Source organism: Paenibacillus castaneae (assembly GCF_002884445.1).
GTDB classification, from domain to species: domain Bacteria; phylum Bacillota; class Bacilli; order Paenibacillales; family Paenibacillaceae; genus Pristimantibacillus; species Pristimantibacillus castaneae.
This window is the reverse complement of sequence record NZ_KZ614144.1, coordinates 2,260,423-2,273,894: the sequence shown is the minus strand read 5'-3', so window position 1 is coordinate 2,273,894 and position 13,472 is coordinate 2,260,423. Positions and strand designations below refer to the sequence as shown.

Annotated in this window: 12 protein-coding genes; 2 read left to right on the top strand and 10 right to left on the bottom strand. The window is 48.2% G+C overall.

The window, feature by feature from the left end; all coding sequences use genetic code 11:
* Positions 1 to 540 precede the first annotated feature (540 nt).
* Both CEF13_RS09625 and CEF13_RS09620 read left to right on the top strand, forming a co-directional pair.
* Positions 541 to 861: a helix-turn-helix domain-containing protein gene (locus CEF13_RS09625; protein ID WP_102709796.1), complete on the top strand. Its 321-nt coding sequence runs from the start codon at positions 541 to 543 to the stop codon at positions 859 to 861.
* Positions 862 to 896: 35 nt separating this feature from the next.
* On the top strand, positions 897 to 1,793 hold the full coding sequence (locus tag CEF13_RS09620) for an IS3 family transposase (RefSeq protein WP_102709795.1): 897 nt from the start codon (positions 897 to 899) through the stop codon (positions 1,791 to 1,793).
* A 218-nt stretch (positions 1,794 to 2,011) separates the two neighbouring features.
* Here the strand turns inward: CEF13_RS09620 and CEF13_RS09615 are convergent, their stop codons facing one another.
* From CEF13_RS09615 to CEF13_RS09570, 10 genes are all read right to left on the bottom strand, one after another.
* Positions 2,012 to 2,737 carry a FadR/GntR family transcriptional regulator gene (locus CEF13_RS09615; RefSeq protein WP_341806450.1) on the bottom strand — a complete coding sequence of 242 codons (726 nt, stop codon included), beginning with the start codon at positions 2,735 to 2,737 and terminating at the stop codon, positions 2,012 to 2,014.
* A gap of 36 nt (positions 2,738 to 2,773) precedes the next feature.
* On the bottom strand, positions 2,774 to 3,499 hold the full coding sequence (locus CEF13_RS09610) for a LutC/YkgG family protein (RefSeq protein WP_102710475.1): 726 nt from the start codon (positions 3,497 to 3,499) through the stop codon (positions 2,774 to 2,776).
* Positions 3,492 to 5,024: a LutB/LldF family L-lactate oxidation iron-sulfur protein gene (locus CEF13_RS09605; protein WP_102710474.1), complete on the bottom strand. Its 1,533-nt coding sequence runs from the start codon at positions 5,022 to 5,024 to the stop codon at positions 3,492 to 3,494. Before CEF13_RS09605 ends, CEF13_RS09610 begins: the two co-directional genes overlap by 8 nt.
* Position 5,025: 1 nt before the next feature.
* The gene (locus tag CEF13_RS09600) at positions 5,026 to 5,748 is read right to left on the bottom strand and encodes a (Fe-S)-binding protein (protein ID WP_102710473.1); all 723 of its coding nucleotides are present in this window, start codon (positions 5,746 to 5,748) and stop codon (positions 5,026 to 5,028) included.
* A gap of 113 nt (positions 5,749 to 5,861) precedes the next feature.
* A complete protein-coding gene (locus CEF13_RS09595; protein ID WP_102710472.1) occupies positions 5,862 to 6,620 on the bottom strand; it encodes a DeoR/GlpR family DNA-binding transcription regulator in 759 nt (252 codons plus the stop codon).
* Positions 6,621 to 6,633: 13 nt separating this feature from the next.
* Positions 6,634 to 8,130 (bottom strand): rhamnulokinase, encoded by a 1,497-nt coding sequence (locus CEF13_RS09590; protein ID WP_102710471.1) that lies wholly within the window; start codon positions 8,128 to 8,130, stop codon positions 6,634 to 6,636.
* Complete coding sequence (rhaI, locus tag CEF13_RS09585) at positions 8,127 to 9,347, bottom strand: L-rhamnose isomerase (protein WP_102710470.1); 1,221 nt, start codon at positions 9,345 to 9,347, stop codon at positions 8,127 to 8,129. The genes CEF13_RS09590 and rhaI overlap by 4 nt, the downstream gene beginning before the upstream one ends.
* A gap of 30 nt (positions 9,348 to 9,377) precedes the next feature.
* Positions 9,378 to 9,752: a sensory rhodopsin transducer gene (locus CEF13_RS09580; protein ID WP_102710469.1), complete on the bottom strand. Its 375-nt coding sequence runs from the start codon at positions 9,750 to 9,752 to the stop codon at positions 9,378 to 9,380.
* 9 nt (positions 9,753 to 9,761) lie between these two features.
* Complete coding sequence (locus tag CEF13_RS09575) at positions 9,762 to 11,831, bottom strand: bifunctional aldolase/short-chain dehydrogenase (RefSeq protein WP_102710468.1); 2,070 nt, start codon at positions 11,829 to 11,831, stop codon at positions 9,762 to 9,764.
* A gap of 600 nt (positions 11,832 to 12,431) precedes the next feature.
* On the bottom strand, positions 12,432 to 13,337 hold the full coding sequence (locus CEF13_RS09570; RefSeq protein WP_102710467.1) for an ArsR/SmtB family transcription factor: 906 nt from the start codon (positions 13,335 to 13,337) through the stop codon (positions 12,432 to 12,434).
* Between the last annotated feature and the right edge of the window lie 135 nt (positions 13,338 to 13,472).

Sequence of the window (13,472 nt, the reverse complement as noted above, 5' to 3'; positions counted from 1 at the left end):
TCAACCGATAACGGAAGAAGCTTTCAGCATTGCTTCTCTCTCTGGACCGTTCGTATTGGAAATCATGTCTTTGGTCATAGCCTGCTATAACTTACTTTGCTAATATAACATAATCATATATGAAAAAGTCAAGCAGAAAATATTTCTTCTTGGTGCCACGAGAATGGTATCGCAATGTTAGCGGAAGTGAGAAGATTAAGAAGCAAGCTCTGCACAGGGCTCTCTCGTCTAATCTGCATTTTTACATGATAGACGAAATCTAGAGCCTATTATGGCGCTCTATAATGGATGTACGGCTATGCCGCCTAAATCCGGAGTCTTGCCCAAAAAATTATTCACTCTTAGGTATGCTCCTTCTTTCGAGCGATTACATAGCTGGATGGCGGTTGTGTTGGGCCTAATGTGCTGCACTTTTGCATTACATACGCTGGATAGCTGCGGTGCTGGGCCTAATGTGCTGCACTTTCTCCTAGGCCCCCTAATTAAACTGGAGTCCTCCCATCCAATAATTTAAACTTAGGACAAGGGAGATGAAGCAGTATGGGAAAAAGGCTGAATGAGGAAGCACGCCTTAAAATTGTTCGAGAAGCGTTAGCTGGTATCAAGGTGGGGGTGTTATCCCGCATGTATAGCATCCATCCGGAAACGATCCGTGCTTGGATCAGGGACTACCGTGATACAATCCCACTAGAGGAAATCCCAATGGCAGATGAACATCTGCAAGAGCTTCAACGGCTGCAAGAGGTAGAACAACGCTATGAAAAGGCCGTTAAGGTGCTCGGTGAGAAGGAACTCGAAATCGAGATTCTACGTGAACTGCTAAAAAAGAAAGCCCCCGCTTATCCGAGAAATTCGAAATAGCAGACCTATTTATTAAGCGGGGGGAAGCAACTGCAGTGGTTCTGCGCATCCTTGGGCTATCCGAATCCACCTACTACGACCGTAAAAAGCGAGCCACCAGCCAGACAGTGGAATGTCCTGCAGGTGACCGGAGAGGTCGACCTGTTCCAGGCTATTCATTCACAGTAACAGGGGAAAAAGTTAGTGACGAACAAATTAAGGAATGGCTGCTAGAGCTCATTGAAGGCGAAGAACACGTCTACGGCTACAAGTTGCTTGCACACTGCATCCGGAACCAACGTGAGCTCCCTCTGAACAAAAAGAAAGCGTACCGTCTCTGCAATGAGTTAGATATCCTTCAAAAACAGCGTAAACGAATTCCGGCACATCCGCGCAGACTACCAAAGAACCGGGTAGTAACGGGGGCTAACCAGCTGTGGCAAATGGACATTAAATACGGCTATGTCATCGGACAGGAGCGTTTCTTTTTCGTGCTCAGTATCATCGATGTGTTTGACCGCGTTGTCGTTGGACAATATAGGGGGCCGGTATGTGAAGCCAAGCATGCTGTCCAAACGTTATATGGGGCGCTTCAGAACCGCATAGAATCAGGCGATACGATGCCGGTGATTCGAACAGACAACGGACCGCAATTCGTTAGCAAATTGTTTGGAGACACGTGCGAGAGTCTGGAGGTCGTGCATGAACGCATCCCACCCCGGACACCGAATATGAATGCCTACATCGAGTCGTTCCATAGCCTACTTGAACGAGATCTTTTCAGCCTTAAGAGCTTCATGACCTTTGAGGAAGCCTATGAGGCACTCGATCACTATATGGACTTTTACAATAATCGCAAGATGCACGGCAGCTTGAAGCTGATGCCTCCAGTTAAGTTTTCAGCGTGGGTCAATACACTGGAAGACTCATCTGCCTTCCATAAAGCCATGTAATAACTCAAAAAAACAAGTGAGTCTACGAAACCAGTAAAATTGTAGGGCAAGACTCCAGAATTAGGGGGCCTAGCCGCTTTTGCATTACATACGCTGGATGGCTGTGGTGCTGGGCCTAATGAGCTGCACTCTTGCATTACATACGCTGGATGGCTATGGTGCTGGGCTTAATGTACTGCACTTTTGCATTACTTACGCTGGATGGCTGTCCTTCACTTTCAGCCCTTACCCAGATGCTTCCGTACAATATGCTCGATATGCTGCAGATGCTGCTTCATCCGTTCTGCAGCCAGCTCACAGTCCTGCTCCTCAATCGCTTGAAAGATCGCTGTATGCTCCAGGCAAAGCCGCTCTGCAACAGCCGTACTCGCATAAAGCTCGACCCGTCTAATATCATGAATCGCCGTTTCAATATGATTCATAATCGATTCGAATAATCGCACCATTATGGAATTATGGGTCGCATGCGCTAATGTGAGATGGAATTGGAGATCCAGCCGTTCTCCTTCCGCCTCATCGCCAACGAAACGCTTCATCTCTGCGACAAGGCCACGCAGCACGGAAAGATCCACTTCTGTACGTTTGGCAGCAGCAATCGCTGCATTCGATACTTCCAGAGATTCACGCGCCTCCAGCAGCTCCAGCACCGTTTCTCGGTTGAGACGCAGCGACTGTAATTCCGGCAGCTCGACCTCAGCCGGAGCACTACTGATTACACGGCACCCCCCACCTTGACGAATTTCAATCATTCCCATCGCCTTCAGCGCGCTCAGCGCCTCGCGGGTTGTCGAGCGTCCAACGCCGAATTGCTCAGACATTTGTTTCGTAGAAGGCAGCTTGTCGCCTACCTTCAGCTTCCCGTCCATAATGAGACGCTTCAGCTGCTCCGTTATTTCTTCATAATGATTTCGTTTCGACAGCTTCACCACATCCAGCGGCGGCATAGCTAACACCTCCCAAGTTTCATATATGCTATATGCTTACCCTACTAGCAGCGCATAGACAATTCCAGGTCCATGAACGCCGATCGTCAAATCATTCTCAATGTCGGAGGAGCGGCTTGGACCGGATATGAAATGGATGCCTGCAGGCAAATGGTCATGACCCGCTTCATCAAACGTTGCGAGTACTTCTCCCAATCTTGTCTTCAAGCGTTCGATTGGAATAATAATGATCAACACAGTCGGCAGTAAGCTTACTGAACGCCCTTTATTCTCAGCAGATAAGACAGTGACAGAGCCCGTATAGGCAACCGCATGATCCGCAAGCACGATTCCGAAATCAGCCTCGGCCGCGCGCGCTCTCCAGTATTGCTCGGAATCCGTATTCCATACGGATACCTTGGAAGCGGGCAGCGCTCCTTCCAAATCAAGCGCATCCAGCTCGGGCTGATTTTGCCGGACCACATATTTGGCGCTCATTTCATCAGCCTTCTGAACAATAAAGGACTTTGCCTCGTCCATCGTTTCCAGGCGAGCCACATGTCCGCCTACCGATAGAAAATTATCGGTAAATTGTTTAATGCGCTCCTCCACCGACCACTCGAACGCATTCCAGAAATCAGGAGCGCCACGGAATGGATGCTGAGGTTTCAGGGCCATTCTGGGATGCCTCAGCTTCGCAGCAATATCATTCATAAATTGCTCCTGCTTCGCGCGTGAATCAGCCTCCAGCTTCTCCAGCCACTGCTTATGCGTATCAGCCATGTCCATGTCCCCCTTTGCCCTGCTTCTCTTCTTGCTCACGCTTTTTAACGAGCTCTTCCATCCGGTTTTGCATCGTAGGATCCATTTGCTTTAATCCGTGCTTCAGCTCCTGATCCAGCGTATCCCAGCGATCACGGAAAGATTCCTTCGGAAGGCTAGGCGTAACGCGGTAGGTGTTCCAGCCTTTCAGAGGACCGAGCTTGGTCTTAATAACACCGCTTCGTACAACAAGCTTTTGCCCTAGCTTTCCTAGGCGGAGCACACCTCCAAGACGTGCGGAGCTGCCCATAACGGCAGCAAAGCCTTGCATGCCGATTGATTCCATCATGCTGCCGTTGCCGCTCTCGACTTTGCGTCGACGCAAATAGACGAGCATATCATGCAAGGGGATTTTGACCGGACATGCTTCATAGCAAGCACCGCATAAGCTTGAAGCATTCGCAATATCATCCCACTCTGCAATATTTTTATTAAGTGACGGCGTTAAGACCGCGCCAATCGGACCGCTATACGTACTGCCATACGCATGTCCGCCGATATGGCGGTATACCGGGCATGCATTCAAGCATGCGCCGCACCGAATGCAGTTCAGCAGCTCTTGAAACTCTGGATCGCCTAACTGCAGCGAGCGGCCGTTATCAATAATAATGATATGCATCTCATCAGGGCCGTCCGCATCCTCCGCTCTGCGCGGACCTGTAATGCCAGACATATACATCGTTAGCTTCTGGCCAGTCGCTGAGCGCGGCAGCAAAGTGGCCATAACCTCCAGATCTGCCCAAGAAGGAATGATACGCTCCATACCCATTAGCGTAATTTGAGTTTTGGGCACCGTACTGACCATACGGGCATTTCCTTCATTCTCGAATAAAACCATGGAGCCTGTCTCGGCAATGGCAAAGTTGCAGCCTGTCATGCCAATTTCAGCTTCAAGAAATTTCTCCCGCATCTTCTTCCGAACAAAACCGGCAAGCGCCGTCGTATCTGGCGGCAGCGTATATCCCGCTTCCTTAGACAGCAAATCAGCTATTTGGTAACGGTTTTTGTGAATCGCAGGAATAACGATATGAGACGGCATTTCGCCAGCTAATTGAATAATATATTCACCCAGATCGGTTTCTACTGCTTCAACGCCAATAGATTCAAGGGCATGGTTCAGATGCAGCTCCTCCGACACCATCGATTTTGACTTCACAACGGATTTGGCACCTGCATGCTCCGCAATATCAAGCGTAAGCTTTACGGCCTCCTCAGCCGTATTCGCGAAGTGCACATGAACCCCGTTAGCCCGGGCATTATTCACGAATAGGTTCAAATAATAATCGAGATGCGCAATTGTATGAAGACGGATTTGTCTGCCGCGCTCCCGCCATTCTTCCCAATTTCCATGCTCATCCGTCGCCTTTTTCTTGCCATTTCGCAGCCGCTCCGTCGTAAAACGAACCGCTTTGCGCAGAAATTCATCATTTAGGGCTAGATCTGCTCTCGCTTTTACAGTTGCTCCTGTTTTTGCACCCGTACCCATCTTATTTCACCCCTTCATACAGCAGCTCTGCCAGATGCATAACCCGAACTGGCTCGTTCCGATAGCGCAGGTTGCCGGCAATATTGAGCAGGCATGCCATATCAAGTCCAACCAGCACTTCCGCTTCCGTCTCTAATACATGATCAACTTTCTCCGATACCATCGCCCCGGAAATATCGGCCATCTTCACCGCGAAGGTGCCTCCGAAGCCGCAGCAATCCTCGGCGAAGGGCAGCGGAACAAGCTCAAGCCCCTTCACTTGCTGAATAAGTGCGAGTGGCTCATCCTTAACTCCTAATATCCTACTGCCATGGCAGGAAGGATGATACGTAACCTTATGCGGGAAAGCAGCACCTACATCCGTAACACCAAGCACCTGAACAAGAAATTGAGTAAATTCATAAGATTTGCTTTGCAGCTTATTCGCTCGTTGAAGCATGATGGGATCATCCTCAAACAGCTTCGGATAATGGTGAATCATCCCCGTACAAGAGCCGGAAGGAGAAATCACGAAATCACTGTCCTCGAAAGCATCCAAGATCGTTTTTGCCGAGTCCCGGGCTTCCTTCCAATAGCCGCTGTTAAACGCTGGCTGGCCGCAGCACGTCTGGACAGTAGGAAACTCCAGCGAAACACCGTATTTCGCCAGTAGTCTTACCATCGCTTCACCGACACGCGGAAACAGCGCATCGCTTAAACAAGTGATAAATAACGAAACCTTCATCCCTGTACCCCTCTCCAAAAAAATAGATAATTAATCAGGTTATCAGACAAGTCGATTTAAAAAACACCTCGTAAGATTGGCACTGCCCTCCATAAAGGTGCAGCGCCATTCATTTATACCGTTTTTACGGAAATCTGCTTCTCTTCCAGCTGTGACAACAGCTCTGATGACAGATATTTGTCCGTAATAATCGTATGAATATCCGTCAAATCAGCTACATGAGTGAACGCTTGGACGCCAAATTTGCTGGAATCCGCCAGAAGAATAACTTGATCCGCCATCCCGACCATTTTGTGCTTAATTCGCGCCTGCAGCTCATTCGACTCGCTTATCCCCCGCTCCAGATGAACACCTTTGCAGGAGAAAAACGCTTTATCCACATGATACGCATCAAGCGAGCGCTCTGCTAATGGTCCTACATAGGACAAGGAACGGGAAGCCAGAATGCCTCCGGTCGAGATAACTTCAATCTTCTCCTTGCTGCTAAGCTCCATCGCAACTTTAATGGAATTCGTCAGAACCGTCAGTGGGATGTCCGGCATACTGGCTGCCATATACCAAGCTGTCGAACTTGCATCAAGCAGAATACGATCCTTTGGTTGAATTAGCTTAATCGCATCCTCAGCAATTCGCTTCTTCTCCTCCGTATGCGTAACCTCACGCTCGAAGTAAGGAATTTCCGGCTGCTGATCCTTTACGCTAACCGCACCGCCATGGGAGCGGCGTAACCGTCCGGCTTGCTCCAAGCGGTCAAGGTCGCGCCGAATCGTTTCCTCGGTAACTTGACATAGCTCGCTCAGCTCCGTTACACGGATACTGCCTCTCTCATTGACTAGCTGTACAATTTTATCGTATCGTTCCGCAACCAGCATAACTTACCTCTTCCTAACTTATATTATTTTGTTTCTTACTGACCTGAATTCCTGTCTTCTCTTTGAAAGAAGCGTAAGCGTCCTGCCACTCCTTAGTCTGCTCTGGCTCGTATACATCAACCGGGAATGATTCGCGAATGACTTGACGCGCTTCCCATATATCAGCAAGCTCACCGCTTGCAATCCATTGCACGACCATGTTTCCGATGGCGCTGCCCTCTATGGGGCCTGCCCAGACCGGCTTGCCGATCGCATTCGCAGTCCACTGGCAGAGCAGCGTATTCTGAATGCCGCCGCCAACCATATGCAGCCCATTAAATGATTGACCTGATAATTGCTCGGTAAGCTCCAGCACATAACGATATTTTAAAGCGAGACTCTCCAGTATGCAACGAACGATTGAGCCAGCATCCTGCGCAAGCGTCTGTCCCGTGCGCAAGCCGTACTGGGCCAATCTGGCTGGCATATCACCAGGATATAGAAATAACGGATCATCCGGATCAATGAAAGCTGAGAAGGGCTTCGCCTCACTCGCCAGCTTAACTAATTCGGGGAATGTATAGGACATTCCTGCACGCTCCCAGGAACGTCTGCATTCCTGCAAAATCCACAGACCCATAATATTTTTCAGCAAGCGATACGTTCCGTAAGCGCCGCCCTCATTCGTGAAGTTCAGCTCCTGAGCCAGATCGTTAATGACCGGCTCTCCGACCTCAGTTCCCATTAGCGACCAAGTGCCGCAGCTTAAGTAAGCGAATGAACGATCAAGCGCAGGCACTGCCGCAACAGCAGAACCCGTATCGTGCTCGGCTACCGCATAGACCGGAACGGACTCGATATCCAGTTCCTCACAAATAGACGTTTGCAGCTGGCCTACTCTTGCCCCCGGCTGAACAACCTTTCCGAATATATCCGGCGAAATGCCGATCGCCCGAATAAGCTCTTCATCCCAAGCTTCTGTAACGGGATTATATAACTGCGTCGTCGTTGCATTGGTGAACTCATTGAGCATTTCCCCAGTAAGGAAATAGCGAAGCAAATCCGGAATCATGAGAAAATGCTGGGCTTCACGCAGTAAAGGCGAGTCAGCCTGCTTCATGGCAGCAAGCTGATAAATCGTATTAAACGGCAAAAACTGAATGCCCGTATGTTCGAAGATTGTTGCTGCCGAAAGCTCCTTCACGACCTGCTCCATAACCCCGTCTGTATGATGATCTCGATAATGATACGGATTGCCAAGCAGCTCACCATTGCTTCCGATTAAGCCAAAGTCGACCGCCCATGAATCAATTGCAATGCTGTCTAATTGGATTCCTCTGTGCTTAGCCTTGAGCAAGGCCATCTTAAGCTCATGAAGCAGCCGTAGAATGTCCCAATGCAGCCGATCACCGACTCCCACTGGATCATTCGGAAACCGATGCAGCTCCTCAACCTCAATCCTGCCTTCTTTCAGCCGGCCAAGCAGCGCTCTTCCGCTGCTCGCCCCAAGATCATAAGCAAGGATCGTCACCAGCTGGCACCGCCCTTGCCTCTCACCAGAATATCTTTGCCGTAGCTGCTGTTAAGGTATGTCTTCATCGGATCAAGCGGCAAGCCCTGCTCTTCACGAATCGCATGCAGAAGCGGTGTTACGTCGAATTCGAATGCGCGACGAACTGCATCCTCTGCGCCGAGCACATCATTGCGTGATGCAGCTTCTTCCACTTCGTCATGATTAATGAGAAGCGCCTTTGCATATTGCGTTTGCACATTCAGCACGGAACGAAGCATTGCCGGGATTTTCTGCTCAATATTATGCGATTGGTCAATCATGTAAGCAATATTGTCCACATTCTGGCGGATAGCAGCATCAGAATCACCCGCAGCATCCAAAATTTGATAGAAAATGAGAAATAGCTCATAAGGATTAACCGATCCAACAATCAGATCATCATCGGCATATTTACGGCTGTTGAAGTGGAAGCCGCCCAGCCGCTTCTCATCAATAAGATAAGCTACGATATGCTCGATGTTAGCGCCTTGCAGGTGATGACCCGTATCCACGAGCACCTCAGCTTGAGGCCCCAGCTTCTGAGCCAGATTATATGCCATGCCCCAATCAGCAAGATCAGTATGATAGAAAGCAGGCTCAAAGCATTTGTACTCAATAAGCATCCGCATGTCCGGTGTCATTGCTTTGTACATTTCAGCTAAAGCTTCATTCATCCATGCTTTGCGCTTGCGGATATGACCTTGTCCGGGATAGTTTGTGCCATCTGCAAACCACAAACTAAAATCCCTTGAACCGGTTTCCTTCGCAATGTCTACACACTCCAACAAATGATCAGTCGCTTTGCGGCGAATTGCTGCATCTGCATTCGTAATGCTCCCCAGCATATATTCTTCATCTTGGAACAAGTTAGGATTAACCGCTCCGATCGTAAGACCAAGACCTTCTGCATGGCTTCTCAATTTGCTGTAATCGTCAACCTTATCCCAAGGTATATGAATAGCTACCGATGGAGCAATTCCAGTCAGGTTGTGAACTTGTGCAGCATCCTCAAACTTCTCGAACGGATTGCGAGGAACGCCTTCCTTCTGAAACACCTTGAACCGAGTGCCGGAATCACCGTAGCCCCATGAAGGCGTTTCGATTTTGAGCGCTTTCAATTTGGCTTTGACATCTTCTAAATCAACACCTCTTGCCTTCTGCTGCTCCTCAAAAAGTACATATGCGCGATCAGACATCCATGTACACCCTTTCGTATAAGAGATTCGTTATTTAATAGCAAAAGCCATCGTAGACATAAGTGTGTTCTCCGCTTGTGTCGAATCGAGTCTGCTGTATTGGACAATAATCGGAATATCGCTTAGCACCTCTATCGCGTAAGGAACGCCAATTGGAATTGGCACCCCTTCCTTAATCAACGAACTCGTGCGTATATGCTTCGTGCGTCTGCCTGGAACGACAACAAGAATGTCCTCCATCGGTTCGCGGTCCTCAAAAAATATTGTAATACGTATAAGTGCCTCTTCAGATGAGCAATTCAGCACACAAACCGATTCATGGCTGGTAAGTGCTCCCGTGCTGTCCGGAGGAATATAGCCGTCCGGTATGAACCAATGCTTCTCTCCTCTTGCCTGGAACATCATAACTCCTCCTTAGCGGGTGAACGCTGCCGGTACACCGCCATCAATTGTAAGCATACAGCCTGTCGTTTTGTCTGATTTGGACGAAGCGAAGAATGCAATTCCTTCCGCAATATCACGCGGATATATGTTAACAAGCAAAGTTGTCCGTTTACGGTAATGCTCTTCCAGTTGATCCGGCTCGATGCCATAGGCTGCTGCACGCTCTGTACGCCAGCTTCCGTTCCAAATCGCTGAACCTTGCAGAATGGCATCTGGCAATATCGTATTCACACGAATGCCGAATTCGCCGCCTTCCGCTGCAATACAGCGCGCCAGATGCGCTTCGAGTGCTTTAACGGAGCTGTATGCGGAAGCATTCTTGCCCGCATAGATAGAGTTTTTCGAACCGATAAACACCATATTTCCGCCAATGCTTTGCTGCTTCATGAGTTTAAAAGCTTCACGTGCAACGAGGAAGTAGCCTGTACCGAGAACGTTCATGTTCAGGTTCCATTCCTTGAGTGAAGTTTCTTCGAACGGGCTTGATGTTGCAAGACCCGCATTGTTGACGATGATATCAACTCCGCCATAGGTCAATGCTGTCTCCGCATATGCAGCTGCTACCTGCTCTTCGGATGTTACATCCATCTTCACTGCGATCGCACGGAAGTCGCCGTATTGCGCATTGATTTCAGCTGCCACTTTCTGAGCGCCTTCCAGATTAAGGTCGGCCAGCACCACATGTGCTCCTTCCGATACTAAGCGGCGTGCAGTTTCGCTGCCGATCCCGCCCGCTCCGCCAGTAATAAAGGCAACCTTGCGCGAGAATTCCGTTTCAGCTGGAGCAAGCGATAATTTGTAAAGCTCAAGCGGCCAATATTCTACGTTGTACGATTCGTTCTCGCTAAGAGATACAAATTCACCAAGTGCTGTAGCTCCGCGCATAACGGCGATAGCACGGTGATAAAGAGCACCGCTCACACCTGCCATAGCCCAGCTTTTTCCTGTATTGATCATCCCGATGCCTGGGATTAAGATAACGCGCGGCGCCGCTTCAAACATAACGTCGCTTTCGTTTTTGTTGCGGTCAAAGTATGCTTTGTATTGCTCTTTGTAGGCAGCGATGCCTGCTTTTAATTTCTCCTTCAAGCCATCAATATCCTCTGCGTTAGGCGTCCAGTCAATAAATAATGGCACTACCTTTGTATGAACAAGGTGGTCTGGACAAGCTGCGCCGACTTGAGACAATTGCGGAGAATCCTGCCCGCTCACGAACGCCAGCACATCTGCTTCATCGTCGAAGGTCAAGATCATTTTCTTTGCATCGCTTACTGCGCCGCGGATGGTTGGCATTACACTTGCAGCAACGCTTCTGCGAACGTCTGCTTCAAGCACTTCATACTTCACTCCGCCGAACAGGGACGCTTCATCAAAGCGTGATTCGATGAACGCTTCCGCTTCGGAAATGATCTTGATCGTTTGTGCGTAGCATTCCTCGGAAGTTTCACCCCAAGTAACGAGGCCATGCTTCTCCATCAGCACAAGCTCGGCATTGGGATTAGCAAGTACGCCCTCTGCAATCATTTTCGACAGGTTAAAGCCTGGACGCACATAAGGAACCCACACGAATCGGTCGCCGAATATTTCTTTCGCGAGCTCCTTCCCGTTATCAGCGCAGCAAAGGCTAATGATAGAGTCCGGGTGAGTGTGATCCACGTGCTTAAATGGAAGGAAAGCATGAAGGAGCGTCTCAATAGATGCACGCGGGTGCTTGGAATCAATCATGCAGTTAACGAGGTAAGCAACCATTTCTTCGTCAGGCATTTCGGAGCGTTCGAATAGGGGACGAATATCATCCATACGCAGTCCTGTGAAATTGCCCGCCTTCATTGAAGCCAAGTCGGAACCGCTTCCCTTCACGTACATAACCTCTACGTCACGGCCGCGGAAATCCTTCACGATCGTTTTGCTGGATGTATTACCGCCGCCGTAATTACAGACGCGGCGATCTGCGCCGATAATGTTGGATCGATAAACGAGCTCGGCTAGGCCGCTTTCAAGCTGTGATGCTTTTTCGTTTTCCCATAAGCTTTGTACCATGAATTTACCTCCGGATAGTGTATTGTTTTATGTTTGAATTCATCTTATCATATTTGTTTATTTTTGAATATATGAATTTCAAACAAAAACGGAAGTAAAAATGCACTTGAATATAAAAAAAATAAGTTCAAAACAAACATGGTTTTGCTTCTTCATACTATTAAATAGGTGAACAGTTAAATTCAATGAAATCAAAAACCAATATGGAAGTTTGTTTATTAAAGAATGGCAGACGTTGGCGGGTATTGGGCGGGTTTTGTTTGGGTTGATAGGTTTTTGAGCTCTGTTGGAGGGCTTTTGAGGTTTAGTGAGCTTTCAAAAATTTTGTCGAGGGAATAATGAGCTGTTGTAGTGTAGTGAGAAATCCGATGTGTTGGTGTGGCTGATCAAGACCACCGAAAAAACTTAGAAAATGAAGCAGGCATCTATTCGCAATCTATTTCAGCGAATGATGCCTGCTCTCACGTATCAGATTAGTTGGGTAATACTATCAAGTAAAATCGTCAAGCCACATTCTCATTTAACATCATTATTTTGCATGATTTAATTTCAAATGTTGAAATTAACCCCCCTCATTTCGCGGGACGGTGAATCGATTGGCTACTGACAGCGCAGCGTTACTTCGATGTCCTGATTATAGTTTCCGAAGCCTTTGCCGAACAGCGTAACACCGCCGCAGTTTTTGGCTGTGGCGCTGCTCGTAATGCGAAATAAGATTTCTTTGTCGTAAGACAACTTAAGATGTTCGATCGTGACGTCGGACACATGGATGCCATCAATGAATGAGCCTTGCCGATTGACACGTATCGTCTTAATGAGCCCGTGCTGGATGTTCTTGTGCCACCATTGAGGCGTGTACAAGCCGCGAGCGGTGCCGAAATCGCCCGGATAAGTCCAGGTGCCGACGCCAACGCCGTTTAATGAAAAAGCAATGTCAGAAGGCAAATGATTAACCGTACATGGCGTTTCCGAACAAATTTCCATGGAGATCTCCAGCGATTCCGGGTTTTCGTTATTAACCATGTAGTTTGGTATGCGGTATTCCACAAACCCTGATCCGAACCATAACACTTTTGCACCAACATGCTCCGGATCTGCAAAATATCTTGGATCGTCGCACATGCCGATCATTTGGGTATCCGATGCCAGCCCGCAGGTCGGTTTTATTTGATAGCTCGAATAATGCCCCACCGGAAGCGATACTACGTAACGCTTTAAGTTTTCAACTGCCGGTGCTCCTTTAAATAGAAGAGTCGCTTGCGTGAGCTGCAAATGACATATCTTCTGCATTCCTCTTTTGCCGGCCACGCTCTCCGAACGGACAATTCCCGCTTCTTCCAGCATATGAATATGCCTGGTAACAATTGGGGACCTTATATCCAGCGCAGCAGAAAGACTCTTTATGTTCATAGGCTGAATATTCAGCAATTCAATTATTTTGACGCGTGTTAGCGATGAGAAGCATTCCAGAAACTTCATATTTCGACTACTTACTTCAACTTCCATTGCTGCTTCCCCTTCTAATGCCAATTCTCATTTCATTTATTCCATCATTATATAACTTAAAAGTTAACGTTTCAACAATAAATTTCGTTAAACTTGACAATTTTACTGCTTTTCACTAAAATAAACGGCATATAC

What these genes read in the sequence shown, in the direction of transcription:
- CEF13_RS09595 (WP_102710472.1), bottom strand. Translation starts at nt 6,620, where the DNA reads ATGCTGGTTGCGGAACGATACGATAAAATTGTACAGCTAGTCAATGAG.
- CEF13_RS09615 (WP_341806450.1), bottom strand. Translation starts at nt 2,737, where the DNA reads ATGCCGCCGCTGGATGTGGTGAAGCTGTCGAAACGAAATCATTATGAA.
- CEF13_RS09570 (WP_102710467.1), bottom strand. Translation starts at nt 13,337, where the DNA reads ATGGAAGTTGAAGTAAGTAGTCGAAATATGAAGTTTCTGGAATGCTTC.
- CEF13_RS09600 (WP_102710473.1), bottom strand. Translation starts at nt 5,748, where the DNA reads ATGAAGGTTTCGTTATTTATCACTTGTTTAAGCGATGCGCTGTTTCCG.
- CEF13_RS09580 (WP_102710469.1), bottom strand. Translation starts at nt 9,752, where the DNA reads ATGATGTTCCAGGCAAGAGGAGAGAAGCATTGGTTCATACCGGACGGC.
- rhaI (WP_102710470.1), bottom strand. Translation starts at nt 9,347, where the DNA reads ATGTCTGATCGCGCATATGTACTTTTTGAGGAGCAGCAGAAGGCAAGA.
- CEF13_RS09575 (WP_102710468.1), bottom strand. Translation starts at nt 11,831, where the DNA reads ATGGTACAAAGCTTATGGGAAAACGAAAAAGCATCACAGCTTGAAAGC.
- CEF13_RS09605 (WP_102710474.1), bottom strand. Translation starts at nt 5,024, where the DNA reads ATGGGTACGGGTGCAAAAACAGGAGCAACTGTAAAAGCGAGAGCAGAT.
- CEF13_RS09625 (WP_102709796.1), top strand. Translation starts at nt 541, where the DNA reads ATGGGAAAAAGGCTGAATGAGGAAGCACGCCTTAAAATTGTTCGAGAA.
- CEF13_RS09610 (WP_102710475.1), bottom strand. Translation starts at nt 3,499, where the DNA reads ATGGCTGATACGCATAAGCAGTGGCTGGAGAAGCTGGAGGCTGATTCA.